19 protein-coding genes and 1 tRNA gene are annotated in these 18,380 nt (G+C 67.5%); 11 read left to right on the top strand and 9 right to left on the bottom strand.

Going from position 1 to position 18,380, the window contains the following annotated elements:
* Nucleotides 1-279: 279 nt before the first annotated feature.
* The 4 genes from radA to htpX form a co-directional block, all read right to left on the bottom strand.
* Nucleotides 280-1,311, bottom strand: a complete 1,032-nt coding sequence (gene radA, locus ACSBP4_RS01550) for a DNA repair and recombination protein RadA (protein WP_006182991.1) — start codon at nucleotides 1,309-1,311, stop codon at nucleotides 280-282.
* A gap of 143 nt (nucleotides 1,312-1,454) precedes the next feature.
* Nucleotides 1,455-2,663 carry a PQQ-binding-like beta-propeller repeat protein gene (locus tag ACSBP4_RS01545; RefSeq protein WP_435551175.1) on the bottom strand — a complete coding sequence of 403 codons (1,209 nt, stop codon included), beginning with the start codon at nucleotides 2,661-2,663 and terminating at the stop codon, nucleotides 1,455-1,457.
* Nucleotides 2,664-2,937: 274 nt separating this feature from the next.
* A complete protein-coding gene (gene pspAB, locus ACSBP4_RS01540; protein ID WP_435551174.1) occupies nucleotides 2,938-3,543 on the bottom strand; it encodes a PspA-associated protein PspAB in 606 nt (201 codons plus the stop codon).
* Nucleotides 3,544-3,567: 24 nt separating this feature from the next.
* A complete protein-coding gene (htpX, locus tag ACSBP4_RS01535; protein WP_006648361.1) occupies nucleotides 3,568-4,458 on the bottom strand; it encodes a zinc metalloprotease HtpX in 891 nt (296 codons plus the stop codon).
* A gap of 137 nt (nucleotides 4,459-4,595) precedes the next feature.
* On the opposite strand from htpX, the gene ACSBP4_RS01530 reads away from it, so the two are divergent.
* From ACSBP4_RS01530 to ACSBP4_RS01515, 4 genes are all read left to right on the top strand, one after another.
* Entirely contained in the window at nucleotides 4,596-5,369 is a 774-nt protein-coding gene (locus ACSBP4_RS01530) for a creatininase family protein (protein WP_435551173.1), read from the top strand.
* Between the two features lie 302 nt (nucleotides 5,370-5,671).
* Nucleotides 5,672-6,793 carry a 60S ribosomal export protein NMD3 gene (locus tag ACSBP4_RS01525; protein ID WP_435551172.1) on the top strand — a complete coding sequence of 374 codons (1,122 nt, stop codon included), beginning with the start codon at nucleotides 5,672-5,674 and terminating at the stop codon, nucleotides 6,791-6,793.
* Entirely contained in the window at nucleotides 6,786-7,931 is a 1,146-nt protein-coding gene (locus ACSBP4_RS01520) for a class I SAM-dependent methyltransferase (protein WP_435551171.1), read from the top strand. The genes ACSBP4_RS01525 and ACSBP4_RS01520 overlap by 8 nt, the downstream gene beginning before the upstream one ends.
* Before the next feature lie 37 nt (nucleotides 7,932-7,968).
* The gene (locus ACSBP4_RS01515) at nucleotides 7,969-8,082 is read left to right on the top strand and encodes a surface glycoprotein (RefSeq protein ID WP_211249104.1); all 114 of its coding nucleotides are present in this window, start codon (nucleotides 7,969-7,971) and stop codon (nucleotides 8,080-8,082) included.
* A 6-nt stretch (nucleotides 8,083-8,088) separates the two neighbouring features.
* Here the strand turns inward: ACSBP4_RS01515 and ACSBP4_RS01510 are convergent, their stop codons facing one another.
* Nucleotides 8,089-9,939: a helicase C-terminal domain-containing protein gene (locus ACSBP4_RS01510; RefSeq protein ID WP_435551170.1), complete on the bottom strand. Its 1,851-nt coding sequence runs from the start codon at nucleotides 9,937-9,939 to the stop codon at nucleotides 8,089-8,091.
* A 223-nt stretch (nucleotides 9,940-10,162) separates the two neighbouring features.
* Between ACSBP4_RS01510 and ACSBP4_RS01505 the strand changes: the two genes are divergently transcribed.
* Nucleotides 10,163-10,251 (top strand) — tRNA-Gly (locus tag ACSBP4_RS01505).
* Between the two features lie 160 nt (nucleotides 10,252-10,411).
* Here ACSBP4_RS01505 and ACSBP4_RS01500 read toward each other — a convergent pair.
* The gene (locus ACSBP4_RS01500) at nucleotides 10,412-10,657 is read right to left on the bottom strand and encodes a DUF7561 family protein (RefSeq protein WP_049905478.1); all 246 of its coding nucleotides are present in this window, start codon (nucleotides 10,655-10,657) and stop codon (nucleotides 10,412-10,414) included.
* Nucleotides 10,658-10,770: 113 nt separating this feature from the next.
* On the opposite strand from ACSBP4_RS01500, the gene ACSBP4_RS01495 reads away from it, so the two are divergent.
* Nucleotides 10,771-11,763 (top strand): YkgJ family cysteine cluster protein, encoded by a 993-nt coding sequence (locus ACSBP4_RS01495; RefSeq protein ID WP_435551169.1) that lies wholly within the window; start codon nucleotides 10,771-10,773, stop codon nucleotides 11,761-11,763.
* 74 nt (nucleotides 11,764-11,837) lie between these two features.
* Here ACSBP4_RS01495 and ACSBP4_RS01490 read toward each other — a convergent pair whose 3' ends face one another.
* On the bottom strand, nucleotides 11,838-12,011 hold the full coding sequence (locus tag ACSBP4_RS01490; protein WP_006183001.1) for a DUF5786 family protein: 174 nt from the start codon (nucleotides 12,009-12,011) through the stop codon (nucleotides 11,838-11,840).
* Nucleotides 12,012-12,147: 136 nt separating this feature from the next.
* On the opposite strand from ACSBP4_RS01490, the gene ACSBP4_RS01485 reads away from it, so the two are divergent.
* Nucleotides 12,148-13,155: a DUF5784 family protein gene (locus ACSBP4_RS01485; RefSeq protein WP_435551168.1), complete on the top strand. Its 1,008-nt coding sequence runs from the start codon at nucleotides 12,148-12,150 to the stop codon at nucleotides 13,153-13,155.
* An 89-nt stretch (nucleotides 13,156-13,244) separates the two neighbouring features.
* Complete coding sequence (locus tag ACSBP4_RS01480) at nucleotides 13,245-14,306, top strand: zinc-dependent alcohol dehydrogenase family protein (protein ID WP_435551167.1); 1,062 nt, start codon at nucleotides 13,245-13,247, stop codon at nucleotides 14,304-14,306.
* 233 nt (nucleotides 14,307-14,539) lie between these two features.
* Here the strand turns inward: ACSBP4_RS01480 and ACSBP4_RS01475 are convergent, their stop codons facing one another.
* Nucleotides 14,540-14,827, bottom strand: coding sequence for a DUF5789 family protein (locus ACSBP4_RS01475; RefSeq protein ID WP_006648371.1), 288 nt, complete (start codon nucleotides 14,825-14,827; stop codon nucleotides 14,540-14,542).
* 159 nt (nucleotides 14,828-14,986) lie between these two features.
* On the opposite strand from ACSBP4_RS01475, the gene ACSBP4_RS01470 reads away from it, so the two are divergent.
* Nucleotides 14,987-15,766, top strand: a complete 780-nt coding sequence (locus tag ACSBP4_RS01470; protein WP_435551166.1) for a PHP domain-containing protein — start codon at nucleotides 14,987-14,989, stop codon at nucleotides 15,764-15,766.
* 56 nt (nucleotides 15,767-15,822) lie between these two features.
* Nucleotides 15,823-15,987, top strand: a complete 165-nt coding sequence (locus tag ACSBP4_RS01465) for a DUF6757 family protein (protein WP_006183007.1) — start codon at nucleotides 15,823-15,825, stop codon at nucleotides 15,985-15,987.
* Here the strand turns inward: ACSBP4_RS01465 and ACSBP4_RS01460 are convergent, their stop codons facing one another.
* On the bottom strand, nucleotides 15,988-16,311 hold the full coding sequence (locus ACSBP4_RS01460) for a 4Fe-4S dicluster domain-containing protein (RefSeq protein ID WP_006648373.1): 324 nt from the start codon (nucleotides 16,309-16,311) through the stop codon (nucleotides 15,988-15,990).
* 417 nt (nucleotides 16,312-16,728) lie between these two features.
* Here ACSBP4_RS01460 and ACSBP4_RS01455 point away from each other — a divergent pair, with 417 nt between their 5' ends.
* Nucleotides 16,729-18,348, top strand: a complete 1,620-nt coding sequence (locus ACSBP4_RS01455; protein ID WP_435551165.1) for a succinic semialdehyde dehydrogenase — start codon at nucleotides 16,729-16,731, stop codon at nucleotides 18,346-18,348.
* Nucleotides 18,349-18,380 lie beyond the last annotated feature (32 nt).

Raw genomic sequence — 18,380 nt, 5'->3', positions numbered from 1 at the left:
GACCCGCGAAACAGGGCGGGTTAATTTAAGTAGCCGTCGTACTGAGGGATCGGTTCGGACGCCGCAGTCCACCGTCGGCCCCGGATCGAGGGGAGTCAGAGAGCCGGCGACGGGTCCAGTACCGGCCTGTCGTCGGTCCGGCCGACGCGACCGTTGCCACCGGTGACGGCGACCGTCTCGGTCATGGTCGCGCTTCGACGCGAGCGCGTAAAAGCGGCCGCCGCGTGAGTGGCGGGGCGGCGAGACGGTTGAGATCGGTAGAAAAAGGCGACAAACCGATTACTCGGGCTTCAGGCCGCCGTCCTGGACGCGCATGACGGCCTCGCCGTCGGCGAGGTTTGGCGCGTCGACCAGTTTGACGATCCGCTTGTCGCCCTTGGACTTGCGCAGGTAGATCCGGAAGGTAGACTTGTGGCCGAGGATGTTGCCACCGATCGGTTGGGTCGGGTCACCGAAGAACGAGTCGGGGTTCGAGGCGACCTGATTGGTGACGATGACGGCGGTGTTGTAGAGGTTGCCGACCTTGTCGAGGTCGTGGAGGTGCTTGTTGAGTTTCTGCTGTCGGTCGGCGAGTTCGCCACGGCCGACGTACTCCGCGCGGAAGTGGGCGGTCAGCGAGTCCACACAGAGGAGACGGACCGGATACTCGCTGTCCTCGTGTTCGCTCGCGAGTTCCTTGGCCTTCTCGGCAAGCAGCATCTGGTGGTTGGAGTTGAACGCCTTCGCGACGTGGATCTTCTCGAGGACGTCCTCGACGAGTGCGTCGACTGCGTCCTCGTCGTCGGCCGAGCCCTCGATCTCGCGATCCTCGAGGGTCGCGTTGATGGCCTCGTCGGACAGGCCCCGAACCATGTCGTCGATCCGCTCGGGCCGGAAGGTGTCCTCGCTGTCCACGAAGATGGCGCTGCCGTGGAGGCCGCCGACTTCCTGTGGAAGCTGGACGTTGACGGCCATCTGGTGGGTGACCTGGGACTTGCCGGCCCCGAACTCGCCGTAGACTTCGGTGATCGACTGGGTCTCGATCCCGCCGCCGAGCAGGTCGTCGACCTCGTCGATGTGCCAGCGGAGCTTGCCGATTTCGTTCCGCCGCTCCAGTACCGTCGAGCCGGTCTCGAAGCCGCCGACGTCGGCGGCGTCACGGGCGGCGTTGACGATGTCCGCAGCGGTGGACTCACCGACGTCGGCCGTGTTCGACAGCTCCGACGGCGAGGCGACGGCGAGACTCTGGAAGGAGTCGAAACCTGCATCGTGGAGTTTGTCTGCGGTCGCGGGTCCGACACCGGGGAGTTCCTCGAGATCTGCTTCGGGCATACTCCTCCGTTGTGCCGGACCCCCCATAAACCCTCGTTTACAGGGGAGTGAAAGTGAAAGTGCAAGCGGGCAGCGGGGGACACGGGAACAGAAGCAATGGGTTTAGAACGAAAGGCGCGGTCGACGGAGTCAGCAGGCAGCGGTCAGCGCCGCGGTTCGTCGTCCCACTCGAGGCAGTGGAGGCGCGCGTCCTCACAGCCGACGAACAGCCGGCCGTCCCCGATCGCGGGCGTGCCGATCACGCCGTCCTCGAGGGCGACGTGCCACGCGAGGTCACAGTCGTCGGCGACGTCGATCCCGTATATCGAGCCGCTGGCGTCGCCGACGCAGACGACATCGCCGGCGACGACCGGACACGACCGGATCGGGCCGTCGAGTTCGATCCCCTTCCGGGAGAAGAGCCAGCCCCGCAGTTTCCGCCGGCCGACGGTCGTATCGGTGACGTGGCAGTAGCCGTCCGCGGCCCCGACGAAGGTGGTCTCGGCGGCCGGGAGGACGGTCGCGGACGTGGTGAAGGCGTCGCGGATCTCGTAGGTGAACCACGACTGGCCGGTACCGGCGTCCATCGCGACCATCGTGCCCTCGTCGTCGGCGACGTAGACCCGGCCGTCGGCGACGGTCGGCCCCGCCTCGATTGTGCCGTCGGCCGGCGCGGTCCAAGCCGCCTCGCCCGTCTCGGCATCGACGGCGACGACGGCCCCGTACGCGGTGCCGGCGAAGAGACGATCCCCGGCCCATTCGCCGTCGGTGTCGGCGGGTCGGCCCGTCTCGAGCGGGGCCGAGGGCGTCGACTCGAGCGAGTCCGTGGCTGACGGGTCGTCCCGCTCGAGGGCCGAACGACGACGCCGTCCCTCGCGGCCGTCGGCGACCGCCGGCGCGCCGACCACGGCCGACTCAGTCTCGTGGGTCCACAGTTCGGTCCCCGTCTCGGGCTCGAGCGCGGTCAGCCCGTCCGCGTGGCCGACGTAGAGTCGGCCGGACGCGAGCGCGAGTGCGGCCTCGAGGCCGTCCGCGAGGTCGACTTCCCACTCCACCTCGCCTCGGCCGGGGTCGAGCGCGCGAACCGTGCCGTCGGCGGTCCCCAGAAACAGCCGATCGCGGGTCACGAGCGGCGCGGCGTCGGTCGCGGCCGTCGTCTCGACGACCCACCGCCGACGGCCGGTCGCCCGCTCGAGGGCATAGCAGTTCCCCCGTGTCGTCCCGACGTAGACGGTATCGCGGTCACAGACCGGCGAACCCGGCGGTCCGACGAGGTCGGCCGTCCAGCCCTCGGTCACGCGGGTGGGCCCGTCGATCTCGCGCCGACACCCGGAGTTGTGCGGATCGCCCTTGAACTGGTTCCACTCGGTCACTGTCCCCGGCTACCGAGCGAACCGCCATAACAGTGGGTGGAGCCGCTGCCGTCGCTCATCGAACGGAGCGAGCGGCAGGAAAAGATTGCAACTGGTGTATGGCGCAGTTGTGATGATGATGATGTGGCTTCCTGCCGCGTACCTCCTCCTAGACGGGGCGCAGGCATACCACTGACTCCTACACGATTTGGAAGTCGGTCGATCCGCGAGGGAAACCCCGACGACGTGATCCCCTCGTCGGGCAACGGCGGGTTCGACCCGTTCGAAGACGCCGCTACTCCCAGGGGTGGGTTCCGCCCTCGCTGGGCCAGAGCGGGTACCAGTACTCCTTCTCGCGCTCGATCTCGAGTTCGCCGTCCAAGGCCGACTCGAGAGTGAACTCCGCGCTCGAGTCCCGTTCCCGGCCCGACAGGGGCACGAAGGGGTAGAAGCGGCCCCGGCGGAAGGAGTAGATCCAGTACGCCGGTCCGTCGCGATTCTCGTAGGCGAACACGGCCGCCAGCAGCCGCGAGCCGTAGCCGTGTTCGATGAACGTGTCCGCCGCGAAGTGCATGCTCGTGATCAGGTCCTCGGGGTCGTCGTCCGCGAGGACGACCCAGTGATAGCCGTGGTCGTCACTGGTGACCGAAAACTCGGTGCCGGTCTCCTCGCGGCCGGCCTCGAGGATCGCCTCGACCTCGTCGACGGCGTCGCGGAAATCCGCGGAGTCGACGCCGGAGAAACAGAGCGCACCGACGTCGAGCGACTCGTAGCCCAGATCGGCCTGCATCGTGAGGTAGGCGGTACTCATCCCGAAGAGGTCGTCGGGGTCGGCGTCGCGGCCGGCGTCGGCCTCGGCCCGGGAGCCGAGGATAGCCCGCAGCCCGTCCAGCAGTCCCATACCTCGAGTGACGGGCGCCGTACCTTAGAACGATTGCATTTCGCGCTCGAGATCGCGGAGCTGTTCGACGCGCTTCTCGGTCGGCGGGTGCGTCGAGAACAGGCGGCCGACGACGCCGGACTTGATCGGGATGATGAAGAACGCGTTCATCTCGGCCTCCTCGCGCAGGTCGTCCTTGGGAACCTTGTCCATCTCGCCCGAGATCTTCAACAGTGCGGAGGCGAGCGCCGACGGGTTGCCGGTGATGGCCGCGGCCCCGCGGTCGGCGGCGTACTCGCGGTACCGGGAGAGCGCCCGGATCAGCAGGTAGCTGATGATCCAGACCAGCAACGAGACGAGGATGGCGACGACGATACCGCCCCCGCCCTGGCGATCGCCCCCGCGTCTGTGGCCGCCGCCGAAGAACGCCCCCCAGCGGACCATCATGAACGCGATCGTCGAGAGGAAGGAGGCGATAGTCATCACCATCATGTCGCGGTTTTTGACGTGGGCGAGTTCGTGCGCGAGGACGCCGTCGAGTTCGTCCTGCTCGAGCGTGTTCAGGATGCCCGTCGTCACGCAGACGGCGGCGTTTTTCTGATTGCGGCCGGTCGCGAAGGCGTTTGGCGTGTTCGAGTCGACCACTGCCACCTTCGGTTTCGGGAGGTCGGCCTGCTGGGAGAGCCGTTCGATCGAGGCGTGCAGTTGCGGGTACTCGTCGGCCGAGACCGTCTTCGCGCCCATACTCTTCAGCGTCAGCGTGTCGCTGAAGTAGTACTGTACGAGCGAGAAGCCGCCGAAGAACAGCCCGAAGACCAGCAATCCGCCGCCGACGTAGGCGGTGATCACGGCCGCGAAGACGATATACAGCGCAAAGAGCAGAAACATCGTCACGAACATCCGAAGTCGCAATCCCCAGTCCGCCTGCCAGTTCATGCCTAGAGCAACGGGCTGGGCCGAAATAAGTACCTTGACCATCGGGCCGAGAAACGCACCGGCCCGTCGAGGGGTGGAGCCGTCGGACCAGTCCGTGAAAACGTATATTTTGGTCGACGCGTTTCGACGAAACAGCAATGCCCTCCCCACAGTCGGTACGCCTCGAGGAGTGTACGTGGACGGAAGTCAAAACGGCACTCGAGAACGGAACGCGGACGGCGATCGTCGCGGTCGGGTCGATCGAGCAACACGGACCGCACCTGCCGCTGAACATGGACACGCTCGATGGCGACGAACTCGCACGCCGAATCGCCACGGAACTCGGCGACGCGCTGGCTGCCCCGACGATCCGCCCCGGCTGCTCGGGCCACCACATGGAGTTTCCGGGGACGATCACGATGCCGCCGGAGACGCTGATGGACGTGATCCGCGCCTACTGTCGCTCGCTGGACGATCACGGGTTCGACCACGTCGTCCTCGTCCCGACCCACGGCGGGAACTTCGCGCCGGTCTCGACGGTCGCGCCCGAAATCGCTCGCGAGATCGATGCCTCCGTGATCGCCCTCGCGGACCTCGACGATCACATGGAACTGCTGAACGAGGGTCTTCGGGAGGCCGGCCTCGAGTATCAACAGGATGTTATCCACGCCGGTGCCGCCGAGACGGCCATGATCCTCGCGATCGAGGAGGGGCTCGTCCGGACGGACCGCCTCGAGACGGGACCGGAGGGATCGTTCTCAACGGCGCGACTGCTCAGCGAGGGGTTCGAATCGATCACGGAGAACGGCGTTCTGGGAGATCCCGGCGAGGCCACGGCCGACGCCGGCGAGGCGATTTTCGACGCCGTCACCGACGCGTACGTCGAGCGTATCGAAGCCGAACGCGACGCGGTAAGCGACGGGACGCAGTGACCGGCGACGGCTCCGCGTCGTGCCCGCCGGCGGTATTGTAATCGCAGTTGATACGTCGCGAGTCGGTCGATCGAACCCCTTCGTTTCGCATGGAGACCCTGTGACGGAGTCACGTCTGACGCGACCGTACCGGCTGTAGTGTGACGGTTGTCTGACGTTTTGCTACTCTCCCCCCGTTCCGCGTAGAGCGGTGCGAGGGTCACGGAACCGTCCCGGTCGTAGACCGGAAGCGACGGGGGCCGATCGGACGGCTCTCGAGCGGAGACGGGCCGCTTAACTCCGCGAGGTCCCAAACGGGGCCAATGAGTGAGTCGCGCGCGTTCTGTCCCCGGTGTGGGGATCCGGTCCCCGAGCGGTCGACCACCGACGCGAACGATCCGTTACGCCCCGGTGCCGAGGTCGAACTCTGCGATTCCTGTTACTTCGAGGACTTCGACTTCGTCGACGCGCCGGACCGGATCGACGTCCGGGTCTGTGCCCAATGTGGCGCGGTCTACCGGGGGAACCGATGGGTCGACGTCGGCGCACAGGATTACACGGACATCGCCATCGAGGAGGTCAGCGAGGCGCTTGGCGTCCACGTCGACGTCGAGGACGTCGCCTGGCAGATCGACCCCGAGCAGGTCGACCAGAACACGATCCGGATGCACTCGTTTTTCACCGGCGTCGTCCGCGAGACGCCGGTCGAGGAGGAGGTGACCGTCCCGGTCAAGATCGCCCGCCAGACCTGTACCCGCTGTGGACGGATCGCCGGCGACTACTACGCCAGCATCGTCCAGATCCGCGCCGAGGACCGGACCCCGACGACCGAGGAGATCGAACGGGCAAAGGAGATCGCGAACGGGATCGTCGCCGACATGGAGGCCACGGGCGACCGCAACGCCTTCGTTACCGAGATCGGCGAGCTAGACGACGGGCTGAACATCAAAGTCTCGACCAACAAGATCGGGAAGAAGATCTCGAACAAGATGATCGAGGAGTTCGGCGGCACCGTCAACGACGCCGAAACCCTCGTCACGGAGGACGAGGACGGCAACGAGGTCTACCGGGTCACCTTCGCCGTCCGCCTGCCGCCCTACAGGCCCGGCAACGTGATCGATCTCGCCGACGACGATGGTGGCCCCGTCCTCGTCCGCAGCGCTCGCGGCAACCTCAAGGGCGTCCGCGTGACGACCGGTGAGCGCTACGAGGCCGGCTACGAGGAGGGCAACTCCCCCGACGCACGGAAACTGGGCGACCTCGAGGACGCGGCCGAGGCGACAGTCGTCACCGTCGAGGACGACAACGCCGTGCAGGTCCTCGATCCCGAGACGTTCCGGGCCACGACGGTCGCTCGGCCGGACTACTTCGATCCCGACGCCGAGACCGTCCCCGTGCTGAAGAGCCGTGCCGGCCTGCACATCCTGCCCGAGGACGATGACTGACGAGGACGCCGACCTCGAGCCGGCGGCCGACGAGGTCTTCGAGCGGGCGACGGCCGACGGCCCGCTGGCCGCGGTCGTCGCGAAACCCCGAGCCGAGACGGCCGCCGAGTCGCTCCGTGCGGAGGGAGTCTACGACGAAACGCGGCGCGTCCGGGAAGACGGCCCCGACAGGGTCGCGCTCCCGATCACCGAGCCGCCGACCGAGACCGACGTCCTCGAGATCGTCCGACAACTCGAGCCCGAATCCCGGAGCCCCGATCTCGAGGACCTGCTCGCCGACCGGGGCTGGAGCGAGCGCGACCTCGAGTCGGTGCCGGGCTCGTGGGCCGTGATCGGGTCGGTGATCCTCGTGACGGTGCCCGAAGGCTGTCCCGACGAGCGGGCGCTGGGCGAGGCGCTGCTCGAACTCCACGGCGAGGCCGACAGCGTGCTGGCCGACGAAGGGATCGCAAACGACGGTGCGGCCGGCGCCCACCGCGAGCCCCGAACACGGCTGCTCGCCGGCGACGCGAACACGGAAACGATCCACACCGAACACGGGACGCAGTACGGGCTCGACCCCGCGAAAGTGATGTTCTCGCCCGGCAACCAGGCCGAGCGGGTCCGGATGGGAGAACTCGGGAGTAGCGACGAACGCGTCTTCGACATGTTCGCCGGCATCGGCTACTTCACCCTCCCGATGGCCCGGGCCGGCGCGCGGGTGACCGCGACCGAGATCAACCCGACCGCCTTCCGCTACCTGCTCGAGAACGCCGTCCTCAACGACGTCGACGACCGGGTCGACGCCTACATGACCGACTGTCGCGACCTCGCGAGCGAGATCGAGGCCGACCGGGTCGTCATGGGCTACTACGGGCACGCCGACGGCGATGGCGGTGGAGACGGAACCGCGGATCACGGCACGCGCAGCGACGAGGCCCACGACTTCCTCGAGGATGCCCTCGCGGCACTGGTCCCCGGCGGCGTCGTTCACTACCACGAGGCGACGCCCGAATCGCTACTGTGGGAGCGGCCGAGAGAACGCCTCGAGGCGGCCGCCGACGCGGCCGGACGCGATCTCGAGATCCTCGAGAAACGACGGGTCAAGAGCCACAGTGCGGGTGTTACACACGTCGTCGTCGACGCCCGGTTCGCGTAGAATCGGGCGGTGACGGTCACCAGGTGTCGTGGCATTGATGCTCGAGCAACGATTGTGGCCGGGTATGGACAAGAATCAGCTCATCGCCGTCGTCTTCGCGCTGCTGATGGTGACCTCGATGGTCGCCTGGGGCGCGACGGCCATCTTCTAGCCCGTACTACTCGTCGGTGTCCCAGACGTCCGCCAGCGGGCTCGAGCCCGAGGACCGTCGCGATCCGCTCGAGCGCGACGACCGCCCGGAGCCGCCGCTCCCATCGGCGTTCGACCCGCTCGTCGCCGTGCGCGAGCCGGTTCGGGACCCGCGGCCGGAGCGACCGCCCGCGTCCGTCCCCGCAAGCGCAGCTCGAGGCTCGAACGACGGTAGCTCCGGCCGTTTCATCCGGTCGACCTGTGCTGCGAACCAGTCAGGCATGTCCGTCCGCGCGCGCTCGAAGCAATCGAGCAGGCTCGAGTCGGCCAGATACGTCGCGCCGTAGTCGTCGGGGGCGCGGACGACCCGGCCGCAGGCCTGGATGACCGTCCGCAGCGTCGTCCGGTAGTACCACGCCCACTGGCCCTCCTCGAGGCGATGCGCGACCCTCGAGTCGCCGGTGTTGAGGAAGGGCGCTTTGCAGATGACCTGCCAGCGACAGAGGTCGCCTTTCAGATCCAGCGCTTCCTCCATCTTCACCGAGAGGAAGACGTCGGGGTCGTCGCTCGCTTTCCACGCGTCGAGGGCGGCGTCGCGGCCGTCCCGGTCGTGGGTGCGGACCCGGTCGCCGACACCGAAGTCAGAAAGCAGGTCGGCGAGTCGGTCCTGGATGTCGTAGGAGTGGGCGTGGATCAGCCCCTTCTCGTCGGGATGGTGCTGCATGAGCCGGACGATCATCCGGGCGATCTTCGGCGTCGTTTCGTCGCGCTCGTCGTAGGTCATCTTCCCCTGGGTCACGTCGTACAGCGGGCGGTTCTCGACGGGGAAGGTGTGGTCGACGTCGACCAGCGCTACCCGGTCGGGCTCGAGACCGACCTGCCGGCAGAAGGCGTCCTTGTTCAGAATGGTCGCCGACAGCAGGGCGAACTTGTTGCCCCGGTCCCAGACGGTGTGCTGGAGGTACTTCTCGGGACTCATCGGTTTGATCGTCAAGGGGCCGCCCTGCGGGTCGTCCCCGTCGCCGCCGTCTCGCCCGCTGGAACGCGGGTCGGACTGGTCGACCAGCCACGTCGTCGGGCTCTGGGGGTCGCGGAAGTCGGAGACGAACCACTCGAGGTCGCCGATGAGTTCCTGCAAGCGGTCGCGTTCGCGCACCTCGGCGGGGGACAGCGAGTCCTGGGCGAGCAGGTCGTCTTTCCGGCGCTCGCAGGTCCCCGCGAGGCTCTCGGCGTAGCGGACGGCGCGCTCGATCGAGTCGACCTCGGGGACCCGCAGGTCGTCCCAGAACGGCACTGTCCGGGGGCCAAGCTGGATCGTCGCGTACATTTCGGCCCACTCGGCGAGGCCGTGGGCTTCGTCGACGACCACGACGTCGCGCTTGCGGAAGACGTCGCTGCCGGCAGTTTGCATGAAATAGGCGAGCGTCATCGCCGCGATCTCGCGGTTCGAGGCGATCGCCCGGTCGGAGAAGTACGGACACCGGTGTTTGACCGAGCAGTCGTACCCCCGCTCCCGAACGCAGGGGGCCTGATTGACCGGCGTGTCCCGCTCCTCGGGCAGAATACAGGTGTAGTTGGACTTCCCGCGGATGACGTTGAGGTCGGCCAGCAGATCGTCGGCGGCCACGTCGTCGAGTTGGGAGACCTGCGGCGTCGTGTAGTAGGCCCCGGTGGCGTCGCTGGGATCGCCCGCGCCGGCACGGCGCGCACAGCCGGCGACGGCGCGGGCCAGCAGGGACTTGCCGCTCCCGGTCGGCGCGCGCACGAGGACGACGTCGTTGCCGGCCGCGAAGGCGTCGCGAACGTCGCGGAGGGCCTGTTCCTGCGTCCCGCGGTAACTCGGCGCGGGGAACTCCTCGAAGATCCGCTCGGGATTCACCGTTCGTTGCAGGGCGCGGCCACGTCCTAAAGGCTACGGAGCGTCGCGCCCGCTGACGAACGACCGGTCGACGAGAGCCAGCGGTCGATCGACGGCGACCGACGCTCGAGGCCGAAACTACCGTCTACCGGCCGGTAGCAGCCGCCTACCGTCGACGGCTGTCCACAACCGGGCCGGTAACCGACCGATTACAAATACGGACTCCGCCCTTCGGTTCAGGTACGGAAGGGTCGCTCAGCGGTAGAGTACCGCGGTACCATCCGGGTCCGCGGCGGCATTTCGCCTCGTGGCGTTCGAATCCCACCCCTTCCGCTTCCGGCCGCGAGGACCGCGGCGGTCCGACCGGCCCGGCCGTACTCACGCTCGAGCGATGCGGTGGACCGACCCGTCTCTCGAGGCCGCCGACTCCGTATTTTTTGCGCCGACGGACCAGAAGCAGTAGCGACCACGGCACGACACTGCCGACCGCGGCCTACGGCGATCCGACTCGCGAGGTTTCCTCGTCGACCTGCTCCAGCTGATCGATGTCCGCGTCGGTCGGATAATCGGGCAACGCCTCGAGACACGGATAACACAGCAGGTACGACCCCCCGTCATCGAGTTCGAGCGTTATCGCGGTTCCGACGGTGCCGGCGTCGGTCCCGAACGACCAGATGTTGGCGATCCCGCCCGAGACGGTGACGGTGCGACCACAGCCGTCACAGGAGTCCTTCGACATACACGGTCGTCGGTGCCCGACGATGAAAGTCGTTCGCCCACGACCACCAGCCGGGACGGACTCCTGCAACGGCCCGCAGAGCGGTTATGGGTACCAGTGACATACGGCCGCACATGGAGGTGAACTGCGAGGGCTGTGCCGGCTGTTGCATGGACTGGCGATCGCTGCTCGAGGAACACGGATCCGCGCCTCAGGACGACGGCGAGGGCGGCGAAACCGATCACCGACACCGGCAGCGGGACGACCCGTTCACCGGCGGCGAGGGCGAACGACCGTCTCGAGAGCCCCTCGACGACGACACCAACTTCGTGGCGCTGACCCGCGACGAGGTACGCGGGTTCCTCGAGGCGGGGATGGGCGAGGTCCTGACGCCGCGGTTCTGGGCGGCTCGAGAGGAGGACGACGGCGTCGACGTGGACGGCCACACCCTCGCCGCCGTCGCGGGCCGGCCGGCCTTCTTCGTCGGCCTCCGGAAGCCGCCAAAGCCCGTCGCCCCGTTCGGGCTCGCGGAGCCGGTCTGGCTCCCGACTTGCGTCTTCCTCGATCCGACGACGCTGCAGTGTCGGATCCACGGGGACGAGCGCTTTCCCGACGAGTGCGGCGCGTATCCCGAACACAATCTCGCGCTCGAGGGAACGACCGAATGCGAACGCGTCAAGGCGACCGTCGGGGGCGAACGCTTGCTCGATGCCGACCACGACGATCCCGAGGGGCTGTTGCTGGGCTCGCAGGCGATCGGCACGAAACTGTTCTGTCACCCCCAGCCCGCCGAACTCGAGGGGATCGTCGGCCGGGCTGCGGCGGGCGAACTCACGCGGGACGATCGGGCTGAACCCGTCGCGATCGCAACCGCCTCGAGCCCCGGAACGCTGGCCATCTCCGACCACCATTACGAGCGAGCCAGAGAGCGCATGCTCGGCGATGCGGACGGCGACGCGAGTTTCGAGGGGGACAACGAGCGGTCCTCGTGGGTCGGGCCGGCGATCCGCGACTGGCAGCGCCGCTTTCGGGACGCCGACGGCACGGTACCGTCACCGGCCGTCGCCGACGCCGTCGAGACCGATCGGGGCGCGCCCGAGACGCCGGGCTGGGACGCCCTCGAGTGACGGTCCGTCGCCGCGGGCGGCGACGGGTGTGTCGAAGGTCCGGCGGCGAAGAAGGGAGAAGCGAACGACCGTCGTTACTCGGATTTGATCTGCTCGAAAGTGTCTAGCAGGTCCTCGGCGGAGTCGCCGGAGTCGTACTCGACTTCGCCGTGATAGATCGTCCGCTCGTCGTCGAAATCGGTGTCCACCTTCGAGGCTTGCTGTTCGCGACGCTCGTGTTCGTCCTCGTCATAGGCACCCATTGACATGGTAGGTATGTACATAGTAGACGCGTGGTAGGTATGAATGTAACGGTCCCTCACACCCCTCGGACGAGTGAAACGTAGGCGCGCCGTCGAGACGCGCAACGAACGATATATGCGACCTCGACCCGTAGGGACGGCCGTGGCACGGCCGCTTCGCTTTCGGTACTCGCCCCAGTCGTGGAGCGACGGGCGAGTTCACAACGAGATTCTCCAGCCGCTGCAGTCAAACATCGGCGCACAGTCGGTCACGCCGTGGTTCAAGATCGGCGGCGACTGGCAGACACACCGCTTCGAGATGGCAAACGGCGACATCGCACTGTTCGCGCGCACCGACGGGGAGGCCTACTGGATGGGCAACACCGAAACGCCCTCCGCGCTGTGGAAGACCGACAAGTTCGGCTGGCGCAAGATCCCCTACCCCGTCTCGCGGTGGGCGACGCGGGAACTGACCGCGACGCTGCACGAGGAAGATCCGTGGCTCGCCGAGTATCCGCATCTCTCGTGGTTCTTCCTCCCGGTGTTCATGTCCAAGGACGGCCGCGAGTCGACCCGCGCGTTCTTCCGCGAGCATGCGGCCGGCTTCCCCGATGCCGGCCGCCGGGAGACGACCCGCTTTTTCGAGGACTTCCTCTCGACCGGCGTCCTCGACGGGTACCGACACGTCATGTCGGGCAAACTCGGCACCAGCGACCACGTCGATCGCGTCCGGATGAGCGCCGCGATGGCCGAGTTCATCGCCGCGAAGATCCTCACGGAGGCCGGCTACGACGTGGTCCCGGAGATCGAGGTCACGACCGGCCACTCGCTTGACTTCCGGGCGGAAGACGCCGAGACGAACGTCCTCGTGGAGGTCACGCGGCCCCAGCCGCCGATCAACCGCGCTGCGGCCGGCCCCGTGGCCGCCGTCCGCGATACCGCCGAGACCAAGACCAACGGCCAACTCGCGGAACACGGCGGCGGCGCGACCCTTTTCGTCGACTGCTCGAGCTTTCGCGACGACGCGTGGGCCGCCGTTCGGGGCGAACAACCCGACGTGCGCCACCGCCCCGCGGTCGTCTACCGCACCCGTCCGAACGGCCACGTCGAGGGCTACCGCAAGGGCGCGGTCCCGCTCGAACTGGCCGACGCGATCGACTTTCTGGACTGAGCGCGGCCGCCGACCGTTCGGACGCGTGAATTATCAGGTTCTGAGACGGGGTCGGGTGTATTTGACCACTGGCAACGATAGCCACAGCCATGCGCGCAGCAGTCCTCGAAGAACACGGCGAACCGCTCTCGATCGAAGACGTCGACGCGCCGGAGCCGGCACCGACCGGGGCCGTCGTCGAACTCGAAGCATGCGGGGTCTGTCGGAGCGACTGGCACGGCTGGCAGGGCGACTGGGGCTGGCTCGGCCTCGAGACCCAGCCCGGCCAGATCCTCGGCCACGAGCCGGCCGGCCACGTCGTCGCCGTCGGCGACGAGGTGGAAAACGTCGCGGAAGGCGATCACGTCGCCGTCCCGTTCAACCTCGGCGACGGGACCTGTCCGCGGTGCCAGCGCGGCCGCTCGAACATCTGCGAGAACGTGATGCCGCTTGGGTTCATCGAGCAGGCACAGGGTGCGTTCGCCGAACAGGTCCACGTCCCCGTCGCCGACCACAACCTCGTGGAACTCCCCGACGGCGTCTCGTCGGTCGATATGGCCGGCCTCGGCTGTCGGTTCATGACCTCGTTCCACGCGCTGGCCCACCGCGCGGACGTCGACGCGGGCGACTGGGTCTCGGTCCACGGCTGCGGCGGCGTCGGCCTCTCGGCGGTCCACATCGCCGACGCGCTGGGCGCGAACGTCGTCGCGGTCGACCTCAAAGACGAGAAACTCGAGAAAGCCGAGTCCCTCGGCGCGGTTGAGACGATCAACGCGGACGACGTCGGCGACGTCCCCGGCGAGGTCTCGGCGATCACCGACGGCGGCGCTCACGTCTCGATGGACGCGCTGGGTATCGCGACGACCAGCCAAAACTCCGTCTCGAGTCTCGACGCCCGCGGTCAGCACATTCAGGTCGGGCTGACGACCCAGGACGAACAGGGGATGATCTCGCTGCCGTCCGACGCGATGGTCATGCAGGAGATCGAGTTCATCGGCTCGCTCGGGATGCCACCGACCCGCTACGACGAGATCTTCCGGATGGTCTCGACCGGCAAACTCGAGCCCGAGAAAGTCGTCTCCGAGACGATCGGCCTCGAGGACGTCAGCGACAAACTCGAGTCGATGACCGACTTCGAGACGGTCGGCATTCCGGTTATCGACGAGTTCTAAGAACCAAACTTTTTGCGCGGGATCCTCGCTCGCTTCGCTCGCGCTCAGTACAGCTACTTGTACTTACCACAGGTGGGAATCAACTATTACCACCCGTGAGCGACCGTAGGGAGCGAGCGGGCCGACGACTGACTTGGAGTGAGCAACGCGAACGGAAAGGAAGGAGGAGTGCTTTTCATCGAAGTTTTGCCGAGGGCGCGGCTTCGCCGCGCCCGCAGAGCAAAAGTTCGGTTCTAGAAGGAAACGGCGTCGGGCGCGTACGGGCTGCCGACCGGCGTCGGGTCGCGGTCGCTGTATCCGACGCGGCCGACGGCCTTGTCGCTGACGGCGGAGTAGACGGCAAAGCGTGCGTCCTCCGAGTTTTCGAAGGTTTCGGACTCGAGGCGGGCGAGTACATCGCCGACCGTCTCGGTCCCGTTGGGGAGTTCGAGCGTGCGGTCCCCGTACTCCTCGATCAGTTCCTCGGTCGTGGCGGGGTACTCGTGGTCGTCGATGACGTCGCCGGTGCCATTGAGCAGCATTACACCAGATCCTCCGTGAACAATGATTATAAACATTGTCCATCTATGTTTCCTAGTCGCACTGTAGACCTAGAACACCTAGTAGACCCCTAGAGATCGCGAAAAACAGAACGCGGGCACGGAGAAACGCCTTTAGGAGCGGCCCGGTTCGGATAGCGTATGCCTCACGCGGACTTACACGTTCACACGACGCGGTCGGACGGGAGCCTCGATCTCGAGGCAGTGCCCGAGGCCGCGCGCCGCGGCGGCGTCGAGGTGGTCGCGGTGACCGATCACGACCGGGTCCAGCCGTTCGCCGGCCCGGTCGTCGAACGCGACGGCGTGACGCTCATCCACGGGATCGAGCTTCGCGTCGAGACGCCGGGCGGCCAGCGGCTCGACCTGCTGGGCTACGGCCTCGAGCCGAGCGGCGACCTCGAGGCGATCCTCGAGACGATTCAGGAGAACCGCATCGAGCGCGGCCGGGCGATCGTCGACTGCGTGGAGTCCCGGCTGGGGCTCGAGCTGGACGTGACGGTCGACGGCGGGTTCGGACGGCCCCACATCGCGCGGGCGATCGAGGCCCACCCCGAGGCCGCGTACGACTACCAGGGCGCGTTCGATCACCTCATCGGCTCGGACTGCCCGTGTTACGTGCCGCGGGACGTGCCGTCGTTCGAGCGCGGGCGGGCGGCACTGGCCGAGTCGTGTCGGCTCGTCTCGCTCGCCCACCCGTTGCGGTATCGCGACCCTGAAAGCGCGCTCGCGCTGGCGGCCGATCTCGACGCCGTCGAGTTGCGATATCCGTACGGCCGCGACATCGATCGCGCCCCCGTCGAACGGGCAATCGAGCGCCACGGTCTGCTGGTCACCGGCGGCAGCGACGCCCACGACGACCGAATCGGCGTCGCGGGCCTCTCGCGAGAAGCCTTCGAGCGACTCGAGTTGAGAGTCGATTGATCCAAACGTTGGCCGCTAGCGGAGGGTTCAATGCGACGTGGTCCCAACGCGTGAGTATGAACTGCCACTACTGCGACCGCGAGGCCGCCTTCGCAGCCGAGTCCGATGGACTCAAAGTCGGCCTCTGTGAGGAACACTTCCGCGAGCGCCTCCAGGAACTCGCTGAAGCCGACGGGCTCGAGAGCCTCAAAGAGAAGGTCGACGTCGACCGCGCCGAGTAATCAGGCCGTTCGTCCGGCGTCGACGTCGATGGCGTCGACCGGACAGACGTCGACACAGAGCATGCAATCGATACACTGTGCCTCGTTGGCCGGGTCGGCTTTCTCCTCGCTTTCCGGATGCCCCGGCGTGTCGATCCACTCGAAGACGTCGACCGGGCAGTCCTCGACGCAGGCCCCGTCGGCGATGCAGATGTCGAAATCGACCGCCACGTGGGTGCCGTGGATGCCGAGTTCCTCCGGCTCCTCGACCGGGCCCCAGACCGCGTGGCCCTCGTGTTCGTCGACCTGTTCGCGGTTCTCATTGAACTGCGGATCTATGGCCATTGCTAACAGGTTCAATGCGGGACGCGCACTTAAATTTGCGTACTCGTTGCGACGCGTGACTCGCCGACTCGAGCGACCGCAGGACGCGGTCGCAGGAATGCAGCCGCCCGTCGTCCGGTCCGCGTCGCGGTCCGCCACCCGGTCGGCGAGCAGTTCGCGGGTCCAGACGGCGAAGCCGTGATTCCGGCCGTAGGTCCGGACGGCCGATCGCGTTCCGGTCGGCCGGGCCTCCGCTATAGTAGCCACTGAAACGATTCACACACTGATCGCAACGCTGTCGTGCGGTCAGGTGTGCAATGACTGTCAGTGGCTACTATAGCGAAACGGGACACGGGAACCGCTTCGGCGGCCGAGACCGATCGAGACCCTCCGCGACACAAAGGCGTATGGGTGCAGGCACAGACGAGATGAGTACACATGTCACTCGAGACCGAATCCCGAGCGAACGTCCTCGCGGCGACGGGCATCTCCGCGAGTCGACTCGCGGCGCTGGCCGATCGAGTCGACGCCGACGGCAGCGAGACGATCGAGGTACGAGCGCCGGCGACGGACACCGCAGTCGGTGCGGTTCCGGACTGCGACGGCGCCGACGTCGAGCGGGCCGTCGACCGCGCTCGAGCGGCCCAATCGTCGTGGGCCGAAACGGCGATGGACGAACGCCGCGAGATCGTCGCCCGGTTCGGCGACCTCGTCCTGAAACACCGGGCGGAGCTGCTCGATATCCTGCAACTCGAGACCGGTAAATCCCGCCGCCACGCCGTCGAGGAAGTCGTCGACGTGGCGCTGACGTGTTCGTACTACGCCGATCGCGGGGACGCGGCGTTTCGCGAGGAGCGGCGACGCGGCGCGATCCCGCCGGCGACGACCGCTCGCGTGACCTACGAGCCGGTCGGCGTCGTCGGCGCGATCTCCCCGTGGAACTACCCGCTCACGCTCTCGCTGACCGACGTCCTCCCCGCGCTCATCGCGGGCAACAGCGTCGTCCTCAAACCCGACGAGAAGACGCCGTACACCGCGCTGGCACTGGCGGACCTGCTCGAGCGAGCCGGGCTTCCGGACGGCTGTTTCGAGATCGTCACCGGCCGCGGCGCGACCGTCGGGCCGGCGCTGATCGACCGCGTCGACTACATTTCCTTTACCGGGAGTACCGAGACGGGCCGGCTCGTCGCGGAACAGGCGGGCCGCAACCTGATCGGCTGCTCGCTGGAACTCGGCGGCAAGAACCCCTTGCTCGTCCTCGACGACGCCGACATCGAGGAGGCCGCCCGCGGCGCAGTCCAGGCCTGTTTCTCGAATGCCGGCCAGCTGTGTCTCGCGGCCGAGCGGGTCTACGTCGCCGACTCGATCCACGACGAGTTCGTCGAGGCCTTCGTCGCGGCGACGCGGGACCTGACCCTCGGAACCGGCTTCGACTACGAGGACGACGTGGGCTCGCTGATCGACAGCGACCAACTCGAGCGTGTCGAGCGCCACGTCGAGGACGCGCGCGAGCGCGGTGCGACGGTACTTACCGGCGGCGAGCGCCGACCCGAGGTGGGGCCGTTCTGTTACGAACCGACGATCCTGACGGACCTCGAGCCCGAGGCGACGGCCGCCTGCGAGGAGACGTTCGGTCCGGTCGTGTCAGTCGAGTCGGTCCCGAACGTCGCGACCGCGATCGAGCGGGCCAACGACACCGAGTACGGCCTGAACGCGAGCGTCTGGACCGGCGACCGCGAGCGCGGCGTCGCCGTCGCCCGCGAGATCGACTGTGGGACCGTCTGTGTCAACGACGCCTACGTCTCCGGCTGGGCGGCCGTCGACGCGCCGATGGGCGGCTTCGGCGACTCCGGGCTCGGCCGCCGGCACGGCCCCGAGGGAATCAAGCGCTACCTCGAGTCCCGGACGATCGCCACCTCCCGAACCGGACCGCTCGACGTCCCGCCGGGGGTGCCGACCGCGTGGTACGCTCGCGGGATGTTCGCGCTGGCGCGCCTCCAACAGCGGCTGCCAACGGTTGCGAGCGTCACGCGGCGACTCCGGGACGCGGGCTTCTGACCGACGAGTCCGGGAACGAGGCGCTTTTGCGG

This window comes from Natrinema sp. CGMCC1.2065 (assembly GCF_051225675.1).
GTDB lineage: Archaea > Halobacteriota > Halobacteria > Halobacteriales > Natrialbaceae > Natrinema > Natrinema thermotolerans.
This window is presented reverse-complemented; position numbering and strand designations above follow the sequence as displayed.

Excerpts from the sequence above, each read along its gene's own strand:
- radA (WP_006182991.1), bottom strand. The coding sequence starts at position 1,311 with ATGCCCGAAGCAGATCTCGAGGAACTCCCCGGTGTCGGACCCGCGACC.
- pspAB (WP_435551174.1), bottom strand. The coding sequence starts at position 3,543 with ATGGGACTGCTGGACGGGCTGCGGGCTATCCTCGGCTCCCGGGCCGAG.
- htpX (WP_006648361.1), bottom strand. The coding sequence starts at position 4,458 with ATGAACTGGCAGGCGGACTGGGGATTGCGACTTCGGATGTTCGTGACG.
- ACSBP4_RS01530 (WP_435551173.1), top strand. The coding sequence starts at position 4,596 with ATGCCCTCCCCACAGTCGGTACGCCTCGAGGAGTGTACGTGGACGGAA.
- ACSBP4_RS01525 (WP_435551172.1), top strand. The coding sequence starts at position 5,672 with ATGAGTGAGTCGCGCGCGTTCTGTCCCCGGTGTGGGGATCCGGTCCCC.
- ACSBP4_RS01520 (WP_435551171.1), top strand. The coding sequence starts at position 6,786 with ATGACTGACGAGGACGCCGACCTCGAGCCGGCGGCCGACGAGGTCTTC.
- ACSBP4_RS01515 (WP_211249104.1), top strand. The coding sequence starts at position 7,969 with ATGCTCGAGCAACGATTGTGGCCGGGTATGGACAAGAATCAGCTCATC.
- ACSBP4_RS01500 (WP_049905478.1), bottom strand. The coding sequence starts at position 10,657 with ATGTCGAAGGACTCCTGTGACGGCTGTGGTCGCACCGTCACCGTCTCG.
- ACSBP4_RS01495 (WP_435551169.1), top strand. The coding sequence starts at position 10,771 with ATGGAGGTGAACTGCGAGGGCTGTGCCGGCTGTTGCATGGACTGGCGA.
- ACSBP4_RS01490 (WP_006183001.1), bottom strand. The coding sequence starts at position 12,011 with ATGTCAATGGGTGCCTATGACGAGGACGAACACGAGCGTCGCGAACAG.
- ACSBP4_RS01480 (WP_435551167.1), top strand. The coding sequence starts at position 13,245 with ATGCGCGCAGCAGTCCTCGAAGAACACGGCGAACCGCTCTCGATCGAA.
- ACSBP4_RS01475 (WP_006648371.1), bottom strand. The coding sequence starts at position 14,827 with ATGCTGCTCAATGGCACCGGCGACGTCATCGACGACCACGAGTACCCC.
- ACSBP4_RS01470 (WP_435551166.1), top strand. The coding sequence starts at position 14,987 with ATGCCTCACGCGGACTTACACGTTCACACGACGCGGTCGGACGGGAGC.
- ACSBP4_RS01465 (WP_006183007.1), top strand. The coding sequence starts at position 15,823 with ATGAACTGCCACTACTGCGACCGCGAGGCCGCCTTCGCAGCCGAGTCC.
- ACSBP4_RS01460 (WP_006648373.1), bottom strand. The coding sequence starts at position 16,311 with ATGGCCATAGATCCGCAGTTCAATGAGAACCGCGAACAGGTCGACGAA.
- ACSBP4_RS01455 (WP_435551165.1), top strand. The coding sequence starts at position 16,729 with ATGTCACTCGAGACCGAATCCCGAGCGAACGTCCTCGCGGCGACGGGC.